Below are 21,065 nucleotides of genomic sequence, written 5' to 3'. Positions count from 1 at the left end.
CAAAATCTATCTACGGTTTGTCATGTGCGCTTTTGCCACAGTCGCCCATCAATTAACGACAATCCAACGCCAATACCAAACAAACCTATAAAATGAATCAATTCCAGTCTTTCTTCTAAAAACACTGAACCGAGAAAAATCGCCGACACTGGAACTAAAAACGTCGTCAACGACAAATTTGTCGCCCCTGCCGATGCCAGAATGCGAAAATATAACATGTATGCCAATGCGGTTGACATCACGGCAAGCCCCACAATGGCACCACACACCGCCATATCCGGCATAATTCCGGCAAGAGGACGCTCAATAAGCAATGCCAACGGAATTAATATCAGTGAGCTTCCTGTCACTTGTCCCGATGCAATAATGATGGGATTAATTCCCATCGTTTTGAACCGACGTCCGTATACGCCAGCAAAAGCATAAGAAAGTGCCGCAACAAGTATGGCTAACTGGGCGATGACATTATCGTTCGTTCCCTCTATTAGCGTCGCCACATCTAACATCACCACCACACCGACAAAACCAATAATCACACCTGCTATTTTTTTTGCCGATAGTCGCTCATCAGCAAGCAAAATGCCAGCAACAACAACAGTAAACAACGGCGTTGTAGCGTTCAAAATAGAAGCAAGCCCTGAAGCAATGTACATCTGCCCCCAGATAATCAGCGAAAAAGGGATAGCATTATTTAAAAGCCCCATAACAATAAATGCCCACCACGTGCGCATTGAGCTCGGCAGACGTAAGCCCATAGCGAATGCAACAATCCAAAGTGTGATGGCAGCCAGCGAAACTCGCAAAGCAGCAATTGTCAACGGCGGCAACCCTGACACCGCAATGCCAATAAAGAAAAATGAACCGCCCCAAAGAACAGACAACGTGATGAGCATTGCCCATACACGACTGTTCATTCTGGCGCTAATGGATGAATTCATATCTTGTTGGGTTCGTTAATAAAAAATCAGTTTTAATAACTATCGATTAAACCGCTATTTATTGCATAAGGGTACCTTTTCGCACCCTATCGCTACCTTCTTCTTGTTTATTTTTTCAACTGTTCTTCAATTATATCCACCAATCTTAATCGTTGCACCTTACCCGACGGCCCCTTGGGCAACGATTCCATAAAATGCACCCGCTCCGGTGCCTTAAACGCACCCACTTGGTGGACACACGAATCAATAAGTTCTTGTTCGCTATGGATTTGCGGCGATGACAAAACTACAGCGGCTTCCACCCGCTGGCCGTACACCTTACAAGCACAGCCAAACGCTGCTGCCTCCACCACGCCGGCAGACTGATACAACGCATCATCTATCTCGCGCGGAGCAATATTTTCACCACCTTTAATAATTAACTCTTTACGCCGACCAGTAATAAATACAAAACCATCCTCATCCATGCGTCCTAAATCGCCGGTACAAAACCAACCATCAGCGGTAAATGCGGCAGCTGTATCTGCTGGCGCGTTGAGGTAGCCGCGCATCACGTTGTCGCCACGAACGGCTATTTCGCCTTCCGCATTGCGCGGTGTCTCCTGCCCCTTAGCATCCAAAACCGTCACTTCGTTGCCAAAAGCAATTCCCGGCGATCCGTATTTAATCTGCTGTGGTGGCATCGGATTAGATAAAATTTGTGCTGCCGTTTCGCTAAGTCCCATTGTTTCATAAAGGTTAACACCAAAGCGCTTTTCAAATTGGCGGTGTGTTTCTGGTGCCAACGCCGATGACGCCGAACGCCCAAAGCGTAATTTGGGTAAGGATATTGCCGGAGCGACATTGTGCAACAAATGCGACACAATCGTTGGCACCACACTAAACCAAGTGCATTCCATTTTTTCCAACCACTGCCAAAAACGACTCACACTAAACCGATGTGGCACCACCACGCTGCCACCGCTAACCAGCGGTGCCATGACAGTCACACACTGGGCATTAATATGGCACAACGGCAGCACACACAATGCTCGGTCAGCAGCGGTAAGCCGATGCGCCAGTGCGGTGTTGGCACCACCAGCAAGCAAACTGCCGTGCGTGTGCAATACGCCTTTGGGCTTGCCAGTGGTGCCGCTGGTGTATATTAGCAGCGCATCATCCTCGCGCGACACTAGTGGTGGCAATGTGGCGGGCTGATTATTTTCAATTCCTCGGTCACGATCCACTGGCACAATCATTATTTCCACACCAGCAGCAACAACCATATCGCACAGTGCGTCAATATTGTCGGCGTCGGCAAAAATCAATTTGCACCCACTGTGAGTCAACGTGTAAATAATATTGTTTCTACCAGCAGCCAAATTAATCAACATCGCCCGCCGACCGTGATACGGTGCCGCTAATAAAAATTGCGCTACCGCCCAACCGTTACCGGCGAGGATTCCTACCGTCTCTCCCCGCGGTACAGTTGCTAATGCCTCGCCACAGCCGCACAATGACTCTCGCAACTGAGCATAGGTTATACAAAGCCCGCTCTCCAACGACAAAAAAAATGGTTGCGCTGGCGTCTCCTCGGCACGCATATCAATAAGGCTTTGTAACGTGTGCTGCTGAGCCGTCATTAATGCTGACATTTCGTCACTCATAATAATTAATCTGGATAATCAGAATAAATATCTTCTATCGTCGGCTCTTGTGCAGGGATAGCGCGAACCACTCTCACTGTGTTGATGAAGTGGCGAAAATTAAGATTGTCACTAATAGAATTTCCTCCCCAAGTGCCGCAACCCATAGATAATGAAAACGGCATTCCATTGTCAAAATTACCTCCATTAGCAAAACAGTGTGCCTGATTAACAATTATGCGACACGCCGGCAATTCTAATCCCAATTCTAGTGGTCGAGCCTCGGTCTGTGTGTGAATACCCAACGAATGTCCGGCACCTTGGTACGCCAGCAACGCCGCCGCCTGCACCTTGGCAGCTGAAAAGTCAGCGGCTTTATACAAAGTCAGCACCAGCGACAATTTTTCACCGGAAAACGGATAAGCATCACCCACGCCATTTTCTTCCACCATCAAAAATGCCGCTTGCTCGGCAGTAGCTCCCAGTCCGGCGCGATCGGCAAATACCGCCATGTCACGGGCGATGAGATCACGGTTAAGTGCGCCGTTCACCCACAATTGCGACTGCAATTGACGCTTGTCAGAGTCATCCAATAATACTCCGCCTTCACGGCGCAACGCTTCCATCATAGCGTCGTACACACTGGCAACAATTATCAAATGATTTTCCGATGAACAGGAAGTAGAATTATCAAAAATTTTAGAAGTACGGATACGAGCGGAAGCTTGCCCAACATCAGCAGTTTCGTCAACGATTACCGCCACATTACCGGCACCTACGCCAATTGCCGGCGTGCCACTAGCATAAGCGCCACGCACATTACGCTGAGAACCGGTCACCACTACCAAGTCAGCTTGACGCATGAGTGCCACCGTCGCCGCTTTAGATGGTGGCAGCAACATTTGCACCACATCCGGCGGCGCGCCAACGCGCTTCAATTCAATGCGCATAAGTTCTAGCAATGCAGCACCGGTACGAGCAGCAGCCGGCGGCGGAGCCAACACGATAGCATTACCACCTTTGAGAGCATTGACAGTTTTATTTACCGGCGTCGCCACCGGGTTAGTGGACGGCGTCAGTGCCGCCACAACGCCTACAGGGCGAGCAATTTCTGTAATTCCTTGGGCTGGATCATCACGCACTACTCCGACTGTTGACTGTCCGTGAATATCATTCAACAATCCCAACGTCTTGCGCATATTTTTGCGCATTTTGTCGGCGGCATTGCCGATTCCAGTCTCCTCCACCGCCATCTCACACAACCGACGATTATCCTCGGGACGCATCAGAGGGCGCGCCGCAGCCAAACAGGCTAAATCAATATCTGCTTGCGAGCCGGTGGCAAATACGGCTTGCGCGCGTCGCGCGCGCGCGACAATATCAGCGATAGTTGAATCTACCGCCCCATCCGGCGCGACAGCCATTACTGTACTAAGTCTTTGAGCAAGTCTGTTAAATATACTTGGCGTTCTTTCCACATGGCTTGCACTTCTTCGCGGCTCATAATTCGCACAGGTGATCCACTGGATTTCATTTTCTTTTCCACTCGCTTTTTGTTACCAAACATCAATGGCACTCGCTCGGCAAGATAAGCGATGATTTCCGGTGGAGTTCCCTTGGGCGCCATAATACCGCGAAAATTCACACTGGAGTCGTCTATATCTACGCCTTGCTCTTTAAATGTCGGCACATCAGGCAAAAAATCGTGACGCTGCAAATCAGCTATCGCAAGAATTTTGAGATTGTCTTTGGAGCGAAAAGCATCGGACAAATTATTAAATCCAGCCTTGACCTGACCTCCCATTACATCTTTGAGTGCACCAGCACCACCTTTGGGATGGGGAATGTAAGTCATTTTAGCGTCCGTCGCTCGCGCCAGCTGTAAAAAAGCGATATGATGCCCAACAAATTTACCGGCACCGTTAACAGTCAATTTGCCCGGATTCTTCTTGGCAAAATCAACTAATTCTTGTGCACTGTTAAACGGGCTGTCCTTAGGTACGATAAGTACTGCCGGATCGGCACCCCAGTTACCAATCGGCTCTAGATTGCCAATATTGTATTTGACTTTACCCGGAAAAGCGATGGATTGAGCAATAAAATGCGGAACATTGTAAGCGGACAGTTCATAACCGTCGGATTTGGCTTTGTTAACAAAAGCATTCCAACCTTTTTGACCGCCAGCACCGGGCTTGTTAATAATATAAATGGGCTGACCGAGATAATCTTCCTGTGCCGACATCATAGTGACAATGCGCGCCTGAAAATCTGTCGCGCCGCCAGCACCATAAGCCACCACGACGCCAATGGGCCGCTCAGGATAAGCCGCCTGTGCAGCTGGCGCCACAGCCAACATAACGGCCGCCATTGCGGCAGCCAGTTTTTTGAAAGAATACGTTTTCATTTTTTTCTCCTCTTTGATGAATGATTTTAAGTTTAATAACTTTTCCATTATAAGAAAAATTCCCGCGGAACCTGTACTCGCAATAACAACGAAAATAAACTATACAGCACAGCAACCACCGCGCCGGTAACAATAAACACTTGTTTCCGATGCGTTGCAGCACCGTACAGCAACGACAATGTCGCAAACACCACCGCCGCCGCCAGATAAAAGCCTACCGTTTCTGCTGTTAATATATACACACAGATGACAGCCGCGCCGGGCGCGATTTTTTTGAGTAATACTGCATCCAGCGGCGGTTTGCCGGCAAATTGTGTAACGGCGCGACGAACAAAATTAATTCCACAAAAAACCAGCATTAATATTGATATAAGCTGCGGAAACACATAAGCTTCAGGCTCGTCCGCCGTGAACGAAGCCCACACCGCCATCAGCGCAAACAGCAATGCGGCCACATCACCGCTTGCCGCTGCCAATCCATGCCGCCAGTTCATGCCACAACCAATGATGATTTGCGCCGAGCACGCATTTCCAAAACAGCGCTACCTAGCACCGACAAAATGATAAGAGTCACCAGTGCAATATTTAATCCGCCGCCAAAGAAATAAGGCAAAATACCATCGCCGGCTTCGGCGATGGTGCGTCCATAAACAAAGTTTTGTTCGGCAATGGGGCCTAATACAATGCCTAATACTAAAGGGGCCGCACTAAAACCATATTTTTCAAAAAACCACATGCCGCCACCCAAAGTCGCCATAATGAGCACGTCTGAATATGAATGTTGCACACTGTAAGTGCCAAACACCGCCAGCACTACCACTGCGGCAGCTAGGTAATGTTCGGGCAGCATAATGACTTTTGCCGCCAACCGGGCAAGCGCCAACCCCAACACAACCATCAACACTTGTCCAACCAACAGGGAATTAATAAACGTCCAAGACACCTCTGGATAATCGGTGAACAATGATGGCCCCGGGAAAATACCGTGTATAAGCAAGCCTCCCAACAGCACGGCAGCAGTGGGGCTGCCGGGAACACTCAGCGTCAGCAACGGCACGAGCGATGGTCCAACCATAGCATTATTGGCGGTTTCCGCAGCGATAAGCCCTTCTGGCTCGCCCTTGCCGTAAGTCTCCCGTGTTTTACTAAATTTGCGCGATTGGTCATAAGCCACCAGTCCAGCAATTTGTCCACCCGCTCCGGGCACCAACCCAACAACAATGCCCACAATAGAGCCAATTGTTAATGTTCGCGGCTTACTCAACACCTGCCGCACGGCTTGTAACAACGAATGCGGTTGTACGGTTTTACTCATATTCTCACCGCTACCACCACCTCTACTGCGCACCAGCATGTCAATAACTTGTGGGATGGCAAACAGCCCCACCAACGCGGCGATGATGTGAATGCCACCGTCCAAGTGGGAAGTAAAAGAAAACCGGTGTACACCGTGCACCCCGTCATAACCGATTGAGGAAATCCACAAACCGATACAACCGGCGGCAAGCCCCTTAATCATAGAATTTGTCGCCAGCGAGGCAATAACAGTCACTCCCAATACCGCAAGCCAAAACAAATGTGAGGGGCCGAAATTTAACGCCCACCGTGCCAACACTGGTGTAAAAAAAATCAGCACCAAAACCCCCAACACACCACCCACGCCAGAAGATAAAAAACTTAATTGCAAAGCTTGCGCGGCGCGACCCTGACGTGCCATCTGGTGACCGTCTAACGTGGTAGCAATGTTAGCCGGGGCACCAGGAATTTTGAGCAAAATAGCACTGACTGCACCGCCAGCAACCGTAGCGGTGTACACCGACCCCAGCAATATTAACCCGCTGGTTGGTTCCATATGAAAAGTAAACGGTATCAAAAGTGCTACCGCCATAGTCGGACTAAGACCGGGCAAGGCGCCTAAAATCAACCCACCAGCGGTTCCCAAAAGTAAAATTGAAAAGTTAAACGGTGCAAAAACGTTGCCTAGATAATTCAAAAACTCTGGCAAGATAACTCCTCTCTGTCTCTCTACCAAATTATATTAACATTAAAAAATTATTTGCCTAAGCACATACATTGATGCACTACGGCAGAGTCAATTTTATGATTGCAAAAAATATCAAAATACCGATGGCCTAACTAACCACGCCAGCACAACATAATTCTGTTTGGTCAAAACGTCATTTCCAACAACATCAACTATTGTCAAATTTTGTTTTTCATAAAATTTAGCCTCCGCGAATCACCTTTCTGCCATGACATAAATTAATATATGAAATTGACAATAAAAACAATGTTTGCTATCATTGAAAACATGTTTACTAATCGGCAGTCGCTTTTATTTTCTCTTTCGCTGCTTCTGCTGCGCCAACCGGCGCGCTAATTCTTTCTCTTTTTTCCACCCTCACTTTTTTATTTTTTTGATATTTTTCCGCTCACTGCAGCGGGAGGTTCACGATGAGCAATGACAATTTAATTATTTTTGACACGACATTGCGCGATGGCGAGCAAAGCGCCGGTGCCGCGATGAGCGCAGAAGAGAAACTAAAAATCGCCCTACAGTTGGAGCGATTGCGAGTAGATGTGATTGAAGCTGGCTTTCCAGTATCTAGCGCCGGCGATTTTGCCGCAGTTAAACAAATCGCCGAAAATATTACTGACAGTATCGTCTGTGGATTGGCACGCGCCAACGAAAAAGATATTCACGCCGCCGGTGAAGCAATTGCTCCCGCCCGCCGCAAGCGGTTGCATACCTTTATCGCCACTTCGCCCATTCATATGCAAAAGAAACTTAACCTTTCCCCCGATGAGGTTTTAGCGCGCGCTGTAGCGGCAATCAAAATGGCACGCAAATATACCGACGATGTAGAGTTTTCCCCCGAAGACGCTGGACGTTCGGAAGAAGATTTTTTGTGTCGTATCGTAGAAGCAGCCATTGCCACCGGCGCGACAACGATTAACATTCCCGACACTGTCGGCTACACGGTACCACACCAATTTAGCGAAATTATTAAGCGATTGCGCGAGCGCGTGCCCAACGCGCACAAAGCTGTGTTTTCGGTACACTGCCACAACGATTTGGGTATGGCTACAGCAAACTCACTAGCCGCGGTGCTAGCAGGTGCGCGGCAAGTAGAAGGCACAATTAATGGCATCGGTGAACGCGCTGGCAACACAGCGTTGGAAGAGGTTATTATGGCCGTGCGTACGCGGCGTGACGTGTTTTCGTGCGACAGCCGCATAGAAAGCCGTCAACTAGTGACAGCCAGCAAATTGGTTTCATCAGTGACCGGCTTTCCGGTACAACCAAACAAAGCCATTGTTGGAGCAAATGCTTTCTCCCACGAATCGGGCATCCACCAAGACGGCGTACTCAAACATAAAGAAACTTACGAAATCATGTCGGCGGAAAGTGTGGGCTGGTCTTCCAATCTAATACGCTTGGGTAAATTATCGGGGAGAAACGCTTTCAAAACACGATTAGTTGAACTCGGTGTAACTTTTGAAAATGATACATTGCTCAACAACGCCTTTGAGCGATTTAAATCGCTGGCAGACAAAAAGCGCGACATTTATGATGATGACTTACTTGCCGTTGCTGCCGGAACCGAAAGGGATGAAGACAATCGCTACCGCCTATTATCTTTTTCATCCACGACCGGCAGTGACAGACAAGCACGAGCAACAGTGGTTTTTTCCGTTGACGGCGAAGCGCACACGGCAGAAGCAAATGGCGACGGACAAGTAGATGCGGCTTTTTGTGCAGTTGAATCAAAAATACAAAGTGGCGCATCATTGGCATTATATGCAGTCCGCAATATTACCGCCGGCAGCGACGCCCAAGGTGATGTGTCGGTACGATTGCAAAAAAATGGAGCTGCGGTTACTGGTCACGGAGCCGACACCGACATCGTTATTGCTTCGGTTAAGGCTTACCTCAACGCTTTAGGACGACTAGAAGGCAACGCTTCACGCACACACCCGCAACAGCAGACAATATAAAGCAAAGTTAATAAAAGACATTCTCCTGTTACGGCAGCAAACGTGCGGGAAGCGAATACCCTAACGTTGCCATCAATTTAGGCAGCTTAGCAGAGCTTTATTCTTAGTGCTCATTCTGCTTATTTTTACCTATTTATCTGTTCTTTTATTTCTTTAACCTAATGCAATCCTTGTTAATTGCAAGACGCAATCTTGTTTACACCTTTGCCCATTTTACTATTGCCGACTCATATTTATCGTCGACGCCAAACGTGTTGAACGGTCGGCAACTCGAGCATACGAGCGGATAAATAAAATGGAAGAAAAAAACGTAGTGATACAAAAAGAAGCCGCCCGTAACGCAACAAGAGAAGAAATCAAAGAAATAGAACGATGCATCGCTAAAATCAGTGCACTCAACCAATAAGTCACTCACGGCAAAACATCAACCACGAACAACGTAACGAGGTTGATAAAATAGCGGTTATGTCCGATATTTACATTACCCTACCAGATGGTGCCACGCGCCATTTTGCTGCTGGCATCACCGCCGATGAAGTCGCCGCCAGCATTGCGCCATCACTCGCCAAAAAGGCGGTCGCCTGCGCTGTTGATGGTGTCTTACAAGATATTTATTTGCCGCTAGAAACAGACTGTACAGTGGAATTTATCACCCGAGACGATAGCGCGGCGTTGGAGTTAATTCGCCATGATTGCGCGCATGTGCTGGCACAAGCGGTGGGACAACTGTTTCCTGACGCACAGCCAACGATTGGACCAGTCATAACCAACGGTTTTTTTTATGATTTTTATCGCGAGACACCATTCACACACGACGATTTACAAGTAATTGAGTCCCGCATGCGTGAACTTATAGCGCAAAAAATTCCCTTACGGCGCGAAGTCCGAACGCGCGCCGATGCTCGCGCCCATTACGAGAAGTTAGGCGAGTCGTTTAAGGTTGAATTAGTAGATGCCATTCCCGATACCGAAACAGTATCTTTTTACCGACAAGGAGATTTTCTGGATTTGTGTCGCGGACCACACATGCGCCACACCGGCAACACTGGCACAGCATTTCAGCTTACGCACGTCGCTGGAAGCTACTGGCGTGGCGATTCTCGTCGCCCGCAGCTGCAACGCATTTATGGCACTGCTTGGCGAACCGACAAAGAACTACGCACTTATCTCAACATGCTCGCCGAAGCCGAACGGCGCGACCACCGCCGGCTGGGACGTGAAATGGGGTTGTTTCATTTGCAAGAAGAAGCCGCAGGCACAGCTTTTTGGCACGATAAAGGCTGGACGCTGTACCGCACGTTGGAAACCTATCTTCGCCGCCGGCAGCGTGCTGCCGGTTATATTGAAGTTAAAACACCGCAACTGATAGACCGCAAGTTATGGGAAGCTTCCGGTCATTGGGATAAATTCCGTGAAAACATGTACATCGCTGAAAACGAAGAAGGCCTACGCAATTATGTAGATAACCCACAAGAAGCGCGCATTTTTGCATTAAAGCCAATGAACTGCCCCTGCCATGTAGAAATTTACAAGCGCGGAACCAAAAGCTACCGCGATTTGCCACTGCGCATGTCCGAGTTTGGTTCCTGCCACCGTGCCGAGCCATCGGGCGCGTTACACGGCTTAATGCGCATGCGCCATTTTGTACAAGATGATGCGCATATCTTTTGCACCGAAGCACAGATTGCCGATGAAACGGTGTCTTTTATGGCACTACTGTCACAAATATACCGTGATTTGGGTTTTGATAAATTCGTTGTCAAATTTGCCGACCGACCGCCGCAACGAGCCGGCGACGATACCGTATGGGACCGCGCCGAAGCCGCCTTGCGTGAAGCTTGCGACAAAGCCAATGTGCAATGGACGCTCAATCCCGGCGAGGGTGCGTTTTATGGTCCCAAGCTAGAATTTGTACTGTGCGATGCCATTGGTCGAGAATGGCAGTGTGGCACTTGGCAGGTGGACTTTGTATTGCCGGAACGGCTGCATGCCGAATACACCGCAGCCAGTGCTGAACGGCTGCGGCCAGTAATGTGCCATCGTGCTATTGTCGGTTCTTTTGAACGCTTTATCGGCATTCTTATTGAACATCACGCAGGGCGACTCCCACTGTGGTTATCACCACTACAAGTGATAGTGGCAACGATTGTATCGGACGCCGACGAACATGCGCGACAAGTGTGCTCAACATTACAGGCGGCAGGATTGCGAGCCGAGACAGACTTACGGAACGAAAAAATAAATTACAAAGTGCGCGAGCATTCGGCAGCAAAAGTACCTGCAATATTGGTAGTTGGCAAGCGCGAAGCCGAACAAAACAGTGTGGCAGTACGACGGTTGGGGGACAATCGCAACATCGCCATGTCCGTGGATGCAGCAGTTTCCTCATTGCGGGAAGAAGCCCAACCGCCGGATTAATTTAACTCGCTAACCCTTGCTGTTTTTATGAAATACAGCTTTATCGTTTACAGCCAGTACACCACTATAAACAAAAACAGCCAGACAACATCTACAAAGTGCCAATACCAAGCGACAGCTTCAAAACCAAAATGCTTGTCAGGCGTAAAATGTCCGGCCATACAACGCCCCAAAATCACGATGAGGCTGATGGTGCCGATAGTTACATGCAACCCGTGAAATCCGGTAAGCATGAAAAAAGTGGACCCGTAAATACCTGAGTCCAACCTCAGATTAAGGTCGTTGTAGGCATGTACGTACTCTTGCACCTGAAAGGCTAAAAAAATCACTCCCAGCAATACGGTTAACGCCAACCCGATATTGAGTTGGCGACGTTTGTTGAGTTTTAGCGCCCAGTGTGCCCACGTCACCGTAACGCCGGAAGTAAGCAAAATAAGCGTGTTCACTAACGGCACGTCAAAAGCCGGAATCGTTTCAAAATTATCAGGAAAATACGGTCCAGCAGTTGGCCAAATAGCCTCAAACTGTGGCCAGATAACTTTGCTGTCTAACCCGCCCAAATCTGGCACAGCTAATACTCGAGCGTAAAACAAGGCGCCAAAAAACGAAACGAAAAACATGACTTCAGAAAAAATAAACCAGCCCATGCTCCAACGAAAAGACATGTCTTCCCATTCTTTATACTTACCGCCTTCGCTTTCTACGGTAACATCACGCCACCAGCCCACCATGCAGTATGTCAGCGCCAAAAATCCTGCACCAAAAACAGCGTAGGCGCCGGACAGTTCATTAAAAATGCAGATAAAACCACTAACTACCAAAAACATGGAAAGCGAAGTGTAGATTGGCCATTTGGAATTAGCCGGAACAAAATAATGAGAAGAATCGCTCATGGTTGTCGCCTGTGTGTATGAATTTTCATGGAATTAACTTGTATTAAACACTATTTTAACTGACGTTAATGACAAGCAACCATTCTTCCCCAATGCCCATTGTTGCTCTCTGTCATTATCCGGCATATTTTTGAATTAAACTTTCCAAATGAACACAAAAAACACCGCTTTTGCCACCGCCATCATTTGCTGGCAAAAAAGATACGGTCGGCACAACCTTCCGTGGCAATGTGATAATCCATACCATATTTGGCTGTCGGAAATTATGCTGCAGCAAACACAAGTGACAACTATGTTACCTTATTATCAGCGTTTTTTGCGGCGCTTCCCCGATGTCCACCGTTTGGCCCGCGCCCACACCGAAAGCGTTATGGCAGTGTGGAGCGGACTTGGTTATTATGCTCGCGCCCGCCACCTTCATGCAACGGCAAAAATCATCGCCTGTAAAGGCTTTCCACAAAACGCTGCCAGCTGGCAGACTCTACCCGGCGTAGGAAAGAGCACAGCGGCGGCTATTACCATTTTTGCCGGTGGTGGGCACCATGCAATTTTGGACGGCAACGTCAAACGAGTACTAACCCGCGTTTTTGCCATTGAGCAACCAACTAATAAAGCTGCCACTATTCACACACTATGGAAACTGGCTGATTCATTGCTTCCCACACACAACATCAAACCTTATACGCAGGGGCTGATGGATTTAGGCGCGACTGTCTGCGTACGCGTCTCTCCACGTTGTGAGGCTTGTCCACTAAGCAAACAATGCCTCGCACGCCAGCGCGGGATTGAGCGACGGCTACCACATCGCTCCCCTCGCCCCATTAAATCCGTGCGTCACATAGCAATGGCACTCATTTACCACCACAATAAAGTGTGGTTACAAAAGCGTCCACATGCTGGCATTTGGGGCGGTTTATGGTCTTTACCCGAGAAAGAAGCAACGGCGGACTTACGCGATTATTGCTGCAAAAAATTCGGCGACACGCTCACACCACGCGAAGAAATGGCGTTCACGCATACATTTACGCATTATCATCTCCATGCAAAAGTGTTGTGTTACGCATGCTACAAACCTCCTACCTCCTCTCCAACAGCCAAGTGGATGCAAAAAGGCGCGCTCGCAGATGCCGCCTTGCCAGCACCTATCAAAAAATTATTGCTTGCTTTTTTTGCCCCGTAACACGGCGATGCTGTCGAACAGTAAAATTCCCGCCACAAAAACTATAACCGCAACGCTATCACCGTAATTATTTATCCAAGTTATGGACGTTAATTTGATAGCCATGCGACTGATAAAAACGATAACGTGTCCGCCCCGAATCTTTCCCCTCAGTCGGCACAATATCAATCAGACAAGCAAATCGAGGGAAAAAAGACTGCGTTTCATGTTGCCACGACACCAATGTGTCTGCGTGAAAATCATCCGCCAAGGTACCGGCGGTGATGAGTACCGGCGTTTCCGTTGCCGCATCATCTTCCAGCCGTACGTGAGGCACAAAACCACCAGGCACCGCTGTCCACAGATAGTTATCTACTTTCGCCACTTCCGCCTCATCAGCGGCAGCGATGAGCACACGCATGTTGTGCGGCAACAGTTTTTTGCTGAGCAGTCCTAACAAAAAACGTAATTTATCAGACACGCCGATATACATGATGACGTTGGTCATGGTCTTTTATTCAATTTTTGTAGCTTGACCAATAGCACTTTTTTCTGCCTCTCTCCAAAACGAAATAGGCCATTTCCTAAACAAAAATATATCAAATTACTTAACAATACCGGCGCGGCGCATGAGAAACCGGGTAAGCAACGGCACAGGACGACCGGTAGCACGTTTTTGAGTTGTCCAAGCAGTGCCGGCAATGTCCAAATGTGCCCAGTGCTTACATTTAGTGAATTGTGAAAGAAAAGCCGCCGCGGTTATCGTTCCCGCCGAACGCCCACCAATATTGGCTAAATCGGCATAGTCACTCTTGAGTTGGTGCGAATATTTATCGCCCAACGGTAACCGCCAACATGGATCTCCAGACTCTTCGCCGGCTGCCACCAGCTCTGTCGCCAACTTATCATCATTTGCCGTCATACCGCTAACGTGATGTCCAAGCGCGATCACACAAGCGCCTGTGAGTGTCGCTACATCCACCACCACCGCCGGCTTGTAGCGCTCAGCATACGTCAATGCATCAGCAAGAATCAAACGTCCTTCGGCATCGGTATTGAGTACTTCAATAGTCTTGCCATTCATTGCGGTGATAACGTCACCCGGCTTAATCGCCGCACCGCCGGGCATATTTTCGCAAGACGGCACGACACCAACAACGTTTAACGGTAATTTCATGCGCGCACAAGCAAGCAGCGCACCAAACACCGAAGCAGCACCGCACATGTCAAATTTCATTTCATCCATCGCCGCTGCCGGCTTGAGTGAGACGCCACCGGTGTCAAAAGTTACGCCCTTACCCACCAACACAACTGGCGCACCACGACCACCACGGTGTTCCAGCGTAATCAACCGCGGCGCTTCTCGACTGCCCTGTGACACGCCCAACAAAGCGTACATTTTGAGCTTACGCATTTGTTTTTCATCAATAACCGTGGCTTTCAGAGTAGTATCTTTAGCTAACTGAGTAGCCGTTTTGGCTAAAAATCTCGGGGTACACACATTGCCAGGCTGCTCCGCCAAATGCCGTGCTAAACGAACGCCTTCAGCAATGGCACCACCATGCACCAACATAGCGGAATTAACCACCGGCATCCAGCGCACTTCTTTGAGCGAGGTTGTTGCCGGCTTGCTCGCCCCCAATTTATATTGATAGGCTCCCGCTCCAACGGCTGCCACAACGGCTGCAAGATCAGCGGCTCCGGCATCTTCTGGCGGCACGACACCTAAAATGGTCGTTTTTTTCATCCCCCCAACAGTTGCTACCAAGATCTGCGTGTGCTCCGCTATTGTTCCTTCACCAATGCCAACAAGCGTCACGCGCATCCCGTCTTGCGCGTGCAAGGTCAGCGTATCGCCGGCACCGGCAGAAAAATCACCGCGCTTGCACAGTGTACTGAGCAAGCCGTTCAGTACACCGTCAACCGCCTGTGCCGTTGATGACAGCATTGGCTTTCCCTTTTTAGCGGCAAGAATAACAAGCAAGCTGTCACACTTTCCCTCTGAAAAGCTTTTTTTGGTGATGGAAAATTTAGGCATAGCAACGCTCCGAACACTGTTTTATATTGTTGATTTTTTAATAAATAATGCCTCGCAGGCAATCGCGGCATTATACTCTCGGCTATGATTTACCAAGGTGCCCACATTCGTGACTGCGCGCGTCACATGAGCATTGTTTTTCCCATTGTACTCATCATCAGCAGCCTGATTTTTTTATCGCGGCTGCTACCCGACACCGTGGCACAAGCATTGCCGACATTTTCGTTATGGCATTTTTTGAGTCTTACCATTCTCAAATATATACCGCAACTGCTTACTGTGTCGGTTTTTACCGGTGTGTTACTTGCCATTGGTCGCTCCTTTCACGAACGCGAAATGGATGTGTGGTTTGCTTCCGGCATCGGGTTACGGCATTTTGTTCTGCCGGAAATATTATTTGCTCTACCCATTGTACTGGCGATTGCAGGCGCGTCACTGTATTTGTCACCATGGTCGGTACGCACCGCCGACGCGCTACGAGCACAGCTAGTTAGCGATGTTAATCCCGAAAACATTCGTGCTGGTGAATTTGGCACCACGCCGGGCAATATTTTTACTTATTTTTTTAACGGTGACCGAGAAGATGCCGGTAACATTTTTATTGCCCGCAATGACGGCAATTTTCATGAAATTATTATCGCCGCCAAAGCTCGTCGCGATACGGCTAATGACGTTGAGCTACTGGCCTTAGAACATGGTGTGCTTTATCGGCTACCACGGCTAGCAGACACCGGCGTTGCCGAAGCCACTGGCTTCGAGCGCATGCTAATTAATCTCCCGGCGACACAAATCGCCTCAGATAGTCCTCGTGGAGCCACCACCAAATCGTTAAATTGGCGTGATGCCACAGAGCGTGCAGAAATCATCTGGCGCATTCATCAACCGCTGGCTGCACTGTTTTTAGTACTACTCGCACCGTTTATTGCCCGTTCACACCCACAGCTGGGGAGAGGAATAGGTTTTCTTATCGCGTTGTTGCTGTTTTGCATTTATTTAAATTTGTTGTACTTTGTCCGTGGCGGCGTAGCCGGCAAAGATATGTCTACTATTATCGCGCTGTTGTTGCCACCGCTGGCGGTATTTGCTGTCGCGTGGCTGATTGAACGCCCTCTACGCCGATGAATATTGCCACGCGCTATATTATCCGTCGCGTTACCGCTACCGTCAGCGTGTTATGGCTGATTCTCACCATGCTCATCATCATGCTGGAGTTGCTGGCCAACCTTTCTGTCGCCTCTCTGAGTCTCGCACTGTTGCAGGCTGCACTTAACGCACCGCGGCTGGCGCTAGAAACACTACCTTTTGCCTGTGCTATCGGCGCCGCTACTGCATTGCGCCGTATGGAAGAAAATCGTGAGCTACAAGTCATGCGAGCAGCAGGCATGTCGCTGAAATATTTAACCATGGCCGCAGCGGGCGGCGGTCTCGCTTTTTCGTTGGCATTGCTAACACTCAGCGAAATCGTATTGGAGCCAGCGGAAACGGTAGCACGCGCCGCACGAGGAGATTTTTCAGCAAACGACGGCATCTGGTTGCAAAATAAAGATTCTTATTTTCATGCTAAACAGCTAAAAGCAAATGGCAATATGAGCGACATCACCATTTACCGACCCACCGAAGATCAACTAATGGTTCTCCGTGCCAGTGCCGCCATCCGCCAAGGCAACTCTTGGAAGTTAATAAACGGCAACATGACGACACTAAATCGAGGAGATAACTCGTTCACCGCACCATCCATGCAACATCGCACTTTCGTATCTCGTGGTTGGGATTTTCCCGCTGCCGCTACTGCTGCTGCGCTTAAGGCCGTCGCGCGTCGTCCGAGGGAAATGTCCATGCGTAGCTTGCTAATTGCCGTTACATTAGAAAAAAATTCGGGCGGCACACAGTTTATCGGCGCTTTATGGAAGCGGTTGTGGTCACTGCCAGCACCATTGTTGCTAGCCGCCTCTGGTGTATGGTTTGTCGGTCACACGCGGCGACGGCGCATTCTCGCCACGGCGCTTGCCGCTACCGGCATGGTTGGCGCTTATTATTTTTCTGCTATCCTTTGTGCGCAGTTGGCAACATTATTGCGTTTACCTCTCATTAATGCGCTACCGACATTATTACTAATTGGCATTATTTTCGTCGGTGCTAGGCGTCGCTTCGCCTAAAAATAAATCCGTCACACCGTAGCGTAATTTTTCCAATCCTCTTTTTTTAAGCGCGGAAAAAGTCAACACGGTGCTTGCCATCGGAAGGGTTGCCAGTGTTGATTTCGCTGACTCAACGCAATCACGTAATGCTGCACGTCCGAGCTTATCGGCTTTATTCATGAGCACCAACGCCGGCAGTCGTGAGGCGGCATGAAGCAGTGCCATATCTCGTTCTTGCAACCCACGTCGGCAATCCACCACCAGTACCAACCCACACAAACACGGCGCTTTAATAAAATACATCAATTTGCTGCTCCACGTACGCTGTTCTTCTTTAGCAACTACTGCATAGCCGTAACCAGGTAAATCAGCTAATATTTGACCACGCTGCAGTGCAAATAAATTAATAGCACGAGTACGTCCCGGCAGACGTGCAGTACGAGCAAAACGCCCACCACATAGGGCGTTGAGCACACTAGATTTGCCAGAATTAGAACGTCCGGCAAAAATCACTGTGGCAGCATCAATATCGCGCGCAGTCCATGTAGAGCGCAAAAAATTTGGATTTTGAAAATTTAATAATTCCATTATTCGCTATTGTACAAACGACAAACCATTATTGGAATAATTCGCCTCTATTTTTCTATCAAAAATAAATGCTCATTATTGATTTTCTTATTGTCGTCCACCCACTCGTTACGCCAGCGCATCCCCGCCATAACATTTTTTTGATAGTCAAAATTTATCCACTCGTAACTACCAGCAGATGATACGGCATCCAGCAATTCATCGGGAACTTTCTCACCGCCGGCACTATACGATAATACAATATAGCGGCAGTCGGCAGCAACCAACAATCGTTGCACCGCATTGATGGATAGCGGCCTGTCATCATCATCTTTTCTAAAATCTTCAAAAACGCAATAAGCCTCCGTGTCTGCCGAGTCTTGGCGACGACGAGCAGCACCAAATAACGCAGGCTTGTCGTTGAGAATAACGGTTTTCCACAAATGATAATAGGACGCATAGCGAACTCGCGACGGTGGCATTTTGACATTGTTAGCACCGTACGGCGGATCAAAATAACAAGCATCAAAATGACGGCCACGCATCGCATCAAACACATCACCTTTAATAATCTCATGTACTTGCTCATTAACTCGCATCTCTGGAATCTCCAAACGCAGCTCGCCACACGATCTTGCCGACCAATTTTTTAGATATGACACATAGTGCCCAAGAGTATTGTCCACTTTTTCCAGCGCCAATATCAGGGAAGTTAATGCAACGCAATGCTCAATTTCGGACAGTTTCAACCGGTCTATTTCATCACGAATGGCGTCTAATTTTTGCGTGTTGTGGATTTGAAAAGGTTTTTTAAACCCATCTTCCTGTACCGAATTACCATCGTTGACACCACCGCCGTAGTGCTCAGTAAACCAGCCACTGCATGGCTTAACATTATTTAAATGATGAATTAAATCGGTATACGCCTGTCGCTCACTTTTGCTTTTGAGATAGCAAACACCGAAGACGTAAGACCATGTCGATATGTCATTGCAAGTCACAACGTAACCCATGCTTGAAAACGCCTGCGACACCCGCGTCGTACCGGAAAAACCATCTAATACAGTTTCCACACCGTTCATTTTTTCAAACAAACGACATATGCGAGGAATTATTTTTAATTTTGAGCCTGCGTATTTAATGCCTTGTGTCTTTAAATTAACCGCCAAATCAGCCATGTCATCAAATAATACATTATTCCTATATAAAATTATTAATTCTTTTTTATAGTTAGCAACGTATTAAGTCCTTCTTGCTCTGCTTAATTTATTTGAAAAATAAGAGCTTTATTGCCAACAGTTCTTTTCACACCGAAAATCATAATGTGGCAAAAGAATATTGCCTCGACCTTTAAAGTCAATCGGAAAATTTTCGTTTATTGCTCGTTTAAATATTTGAAATGCTTTGTACCTTTTATATTCACTTATCCTACAAGCAATAATCCAAGTTGATACCCGTCAATTCATCTTAAACACACGCCAACATCCGCTCCAAAGCAATCTTAGCTTGTGCGGCATCGGCACTCGGCACTTTGATTTGGTTAACTACCGTGCCGTCGGCTAGTGACTCTAAGCACCACGCCAAATGCGGTGGATCAATTCGTGCCATCGTGGAGCACATGCACACCATCGGTGACATAAAGCGCACGATTTTTCCGTCCGGTTTGAACTCTTCAGCAATACGCTGCACCAAATTAAGCTCGGTACCCACCAGCCAACGGGTATTGGCCGACGCAGCGGCAATAGTTTTTATAATGTATTCAGTAGAACCTACGTAATCGGACAATTCGCACACCTCTTCACAGCATTCAGGATGTGAAATAACAAAGCCTTCGGGGTATTTTTGGCGGAAGGCACGTATGTGCTCGGAACGAAACATCTGATGCACTGAACAAAAACCTTTCCACAAAATAATTTTGGCTCGGCGAATAGCAGCCTCGCTAAGCCCTCCCAACGGCAAGTTAAAATCCCACACCGCCATATCATCAGGAGCCATCCCCATGGTGCGCGCAGTCCATCGTCCTAAATGTTGGTCAGGGAAAAATAATATTTTTTCGCGTTGCGCATAACTCCAACGCAAAATAGCAGCGGCATTGCTGGATGTGCACACCGTACCGCCGTGACGGGCGCAAAACGCTTTCAGGTCGGCAGCAGAGTTGATGTAAGTAATAGGCGTGATGTATTCATCGGGGTTGAGCACTTGTGCTAATTCACGCCAAGCACGCTCTACTTTGGCCAGCGAAGCCATATCGGCCATGGAACAACCAGCAGCCAAATCGGGCAACACCACGGTTTGACTGTCAGCGGTAAGAACGTCGGCAACTTCAGCCATAAAGTGCACACCGCAAAATACCACGATTTCGGCATCGTTAACGGCAGCGAGGCGGGAAAGCTTAAGCGAATCGCCAGTAAGATCGGCATGACGATAAACATCGGCACGCTGATAATGATGCGCCAACAGGCAAGCACGCTTACCCAGTCGTGCTCGTGCATCGACAATGCGTGCCTGACAATCATCATCCGGCAGCGCGGCAAATTGGGAAAAATTAACAACAGTTTCTTGCATGAAACAATTATATAAGGATGCTTGGTTAAATCACAGGAAAAAGACGGAAAGCATCGCGGCAAGTGTGAGTGAATGTCGCTTTCTTTATTTTTCCATAGCCCATTTTACCGTTATGGATAGTTCTAATATTTATTACAAAAAAATTAATTTTTGTCGCTTTCTACTAAGTTAATTCCATCGTTCACCAGTATCTACCAACAGCAAATTCCCACCGATTTCCACAAAATCTTGTCATGCACATAGAAGTTAACAATACAATAAAGTGTCACCCTGATCTTTTCACTAAATATGCGCGCAATACATAGCGACTGATAAAACGAT

At 48.1% G+C, this 21,065-nt stretch carries 17 protein-coding genes; 5 read left to right on the top strand and 12 right to left on the bottom strand.

The window, feature by feature from the left end; translation table 11 throughout:
- Positions 1 to 20: 20 nt before the first annotated feature.
- The 6 genes from NQX30_01230 to NQX30_01205 form a co-directional block, all read right to left on the bottom strand.
- Complete coding sequence (locus NQX30_01230) at positions 21 to 938, bottom strand: DMT family transporter (protein MDM5147009.1); 918 nt, start codon at positions 936 to 938, stop codon at positions 21 to 23.
- A 107-nt stretch (positions 939 to 1,045) separates the two neighbouring features.
- Positions 1,046 to 2,584 (bottom strand): AMP-binding protein, encoded by a 1,539-nt coding sequence (locus NQX30_01225; GenBank protein MDM5147008.1) that lies wholly within the window; start codon positions 2,582 to 2,584, stop codon positions 1,046 to 1,048.
- A gap of 5 nt (positions 2,585 to 2,589) precedes the next feature.
- Positions 2,590 to 3,987 (bottom strand): aldehyde dehydrogenase family protein, encoded by a 1,398-nt coding sequence (locus tag NQX30_01220; protein ID MDM5147007.1) that lies wholly within the window; start codon positions 3,985 to 3,987, stop codon positions 2,590 to 2,592.
- Entirely contained in the window at positions 3,987 to 4,967 is a 981-nt protein-coding gene (locus tag NQX30_01215; GenBank protein MDM5147006.1) for a tripartite tricarboxylate transporter substrate binding protein, read from the bottom strand. Before NQX30_01215 ends, NQX30_01220 begins: the two co-directional genes overlap by 1 nt.
- Positions 4,968 to 5,014: 47 nt before the next feature.
- On the bottom strand, positions 5,015 to 5,461 hold the full coding sequence (locus NQX30_01210) for a tripartite tricarboxylate transporter TctB family protein (protein MDM5147005.1): 447 nt from the start codon (positions 5,459 to 5,461) through the stop codon (positions 5,015 to 5,017).
- Positions 5,458 to 6,972 (bottom strand): tripartite tricarboxylate transporter permease, encoded by a 1,515-nt coding sequence (locus tag NQX30_01205; GenBank protein MDM5147004.1) that lies wholly within the window; start codon positions 6,970 to 6,972, stop codon positions 5,458 to 5,460. The genes NQX30_01210 and NQX30_01205 overlap by 4 nt, the downstream gene beginning before the upstream one ends.
- A 449-nt stretch (positions 6,973 to 7,421) precedes the next feature.
- On the opposite strand from NQX30_01205, the gene NQX30_01200 reads away from it, so the two are divergent.
- Together NQX30_01200 and thrS are read left to right on the top strand one after the other, a co-directional pair.
- Complete coding sequence (locus NQX30_01200; protein ID MDM5147003.1) at positions 7,422 to 8,966, top strand: 2-isopropylmalate synthase; 1,545 nt, start codon at positions 7,422 to 7,424, stop codon at positions 8,964 to 8,966.
- A gap of 465 nt (positions 8,967 to 9,431) precedes the next feature.
- Complete coding sequence (gene thrS / locus NQX30_01195) at positions 9,432 to 11,384, top strand: threonine--tRNA ligase (GenBank protein MDM5147002.1); 1,953 nt, start codon at positions 9,432 to 9,434, stop codon at positions 11,382 to 11,384.
- A 47-nt stretch (positions 11,385 to 11,431) separates the two neighbouring features.
- Here thrS and NQX30_01190 read toward each other — a convergent pair whose 3' ends face one another.
- A complete protein-coding gene (locus NQX30_01190; protein MDM5147001.1) occupies positions 11,432 to 12,277 on the bottom strand; it encodes a cytochrome c oxidase subunit 3 in 846 nt (281 codons plus the stop codon).
- 148 nt (positions 12,278 to 12,425) lie between these two features.
- On the opposite strand from NQX30_01190, the gene mutY reads away from it, so the two are divergent.
- Entirely contained in the window at positions 12,426 to 13,457 is a 1,032-nt protein-coding gene (gene mutY / locus NQX30_01185; protein MDM5147000.1) for an A/G-specific adenine glycosylase, read from the top strand.
- A 67-nt stretch (positions 13,458 to 13,524) separates the two neighbouring features.
- Here mutY and NQX30_01180 read toward each other — a convergent pair whose 3' ends face one another.
- Positions 13,525 to 13,944: a DNA polymerase III subunit chi gene (locus NQX30_01180; protein MDM5146999.1), complete on the bottom strand. Its 420-nt coding sequence runs from the start codon at positions 13,942 to 13,944 to the stop codon at positions 13,525 to 13,527.
- A gap of 96 nt (positions 13,945 to 14,040) precedes the next feature.
- Positions 14,041 to 15,474 (bottom strand): leucyl aminopeptidase, encoded by a 1,434-nt coding sequence (locus tag NQX30_01175; protein MDM5146998.1) that lies wholly within the window; start codon positions 15,472 to 15,474, stop codon positions 14,041 to 14,043.
- A gap of 84 nt (positions 15,475 to 15,558) precedes the next feature.
- On the opposite strand from NQX30_01175, the gene NQX30_01170 reads away from it, so the two are divergent.
- Positions 15,559 to 16,596: an LptF/LptG family permease gene (locus NQX30_01170; protein MDM5146997.1), complete on the top strand. Its 1,038-nt coding sequence runs from the start codon at positions 15,559 to 15,561 to the stop codon at positions 16,594 to 16,596.
- Complete coding sequence (locus tag NQX30_01165; protein MDM5146996.1) at positions 16,593 to 17,630, top strand: LptF/LptG family permease; 1,038 nt, start codon at positions 16,593 to 16,595, stop codon at positions 17,628 to 17,630. The genes NQX30_01170 and NQX30_01165 overlap by 4 nt, the downstream gene beginning before the upstream one ends.
- Here NQX30_01165 and yihA read toward each other — a convergent pair.
- From yihA to nadA, 3 genes are all read right to left on the bottom strand, one after another.
- Positions 17,586 to 18,200 (bottom strand): ribosome biogenesis GTP-binding protein YihA/YsxC, encoded by a 615-nt coding sequence (gene yihA / locus NQX30_01160; protein ID MDM5146995.1) that lies wholly within the window; start codon positions 18,198 to 18,200, stop codon positions 17,586 to 17,588. The two genes, NQX30_01165 and yihA, sit on opposite strands and share 45 nt — an antisense overlap.
- A 47-nt stretch (positions 18,201 to 18,247) precedes the next feature.
- Entirely contained in the window at positions 18,248 to 19,357 is a 1,110-nt protein-coding gene (locus NQX30_01155) for a DNA adenine methylase (protein ID MDM5146994.1), read from the bottom strand.
- 289 nt (positions 19,358 to 19,646) lie between these two features.
- Positions 19,647 to 20,744 (bottom strand): quinolinate synthase NadA, encoded by a 1,098-nt coding sequence (gene nadA / locus NQX30_01150; protein MDM5146993.1) that lies wholly within the window; start codon positions 20,742 to 20,744, stop codon positions 19,647 to 19,649.
- Between the last annotated feature and the right edge of the window lie 321 nt (positions 20,745 to 21,065).

The sequence above is a fragment of the Candidatus Persebacteraceae bacterium Df01 genome, from assembly GCA_030386295.1.
In the GTDB taxonomy this organism is placed as follows: domain Bacteria; phylum Pseudomonadota; class Gammaproteobacteria; order Tethybacterales; family Persebacteraceae; genus Doriopsillibacter; species Doriopsillibacter californiensis.
This window is presented reverse-complemented; position numbering and strand designations above follow the sequence as displayed.

Coding starts and splice junctions, on each gene's coding strand:
- NQX30_01230 (MDM5147009.1), bottom strand. CDS start 938: ATGAATTCATCCATTAGCGCCAGAATGAACAGTCGTGTATGGGCAATG.
- NQX30_01225 (MDM5147008.1), bottom strand. CDS start 2,584: ATGAGTGACGAAATGTCAGCATTAATGACGGCTCAGCAGCACACGTTA.
- NQX30_01220 (MDM5147007.1), bottom strand. CDS start 3,987: ATGGCTGTCGCGCCGGATGGGGCGGTAGATTCAACTATCGCTGATATT.
- NQX30_01215 (MDM5147006.1), bottom strand. CDS start 4,967: ATGAAAACGTATTCTTTCAAAAAACTGGCTGCCGCAATGGCGGCCGTT.
- NQX30_01210 (MDM5147005.1), bottom strand. CDS start 5,461: ATGAACTGGCGGCATGGATTGGCAGCGGCAAGCGGTGATGTGGCCGCA.
- NQX30_01200 (MDM5147003.1), top strand. CDS start 7,422: ATGAGCAATGACAATTTAATTATTTTTGACACGACATTGCGCGATGGC.
- thrS (MDM5147002.1), top strand. CDS start 9,432: ATGTCCGATATTTACATTACCCTACCAGATGGTGCCACGCGCCATTTT.
- NQX30_01190 (MDM5147001.1), bottom strand. CDS start 12,277: ATGAGCGATTCTTCTCATTATTTTGTTCCGGCTAATTCCAAATGGCCA.
- mutY (MDM5147000.1), top strand. CDS start 12,426: ATGAACACAAAAAACACCGCTTTTGCCACCGCCATCATTTGCTGGCAA.
- NQX30_01180 (MDM5146999.1), bottom strand. CDS start 13,944: ATGACCAACGTCATCATGTATATCGGCGTGTCTGATAAATTACGTTTT.
- NQX30_01175 (MDM5146998.1), bottom strand. CDS start 15,474: ATGCCTAAATTTTCCATCACCAAAAAAAGCTTTTCAGAGGGAAAGTGT.
- NQX30_01170 (MDM5146997.1), top strand. CDS start 15,559: ATGATTTACCAAGGTGCCCACATTCGTGACTGCGCGCGTCACATGAGC.
- NQX30_01165 (MDM5146996.1), top strand. CDS start 16,593: ATGAATATTGCCACGCGCTATATTATCCGTCGCGTTACCGCTACCGTC.
- yihA (MDM5146995.1), bottom strand. CDS start 18,200: ATGGAATTATTAAATTTTCAAAATCCAAATTTTTTGCGCTCTACATGG.
- NQX30_01155 (MDM5146994.1), bottom strand. CDS start 19,357: ATGGCTGATTTGGCGGTTAATTTAAAGACACAAGGCATTAAATACGCA.
- nadA (MDM5146993.1), bottom strand. CDS start 20,744: ATGCAAGAAACTGTTGTTAATTTTTCCCAATTTGCCGCGCTGCCGGAT.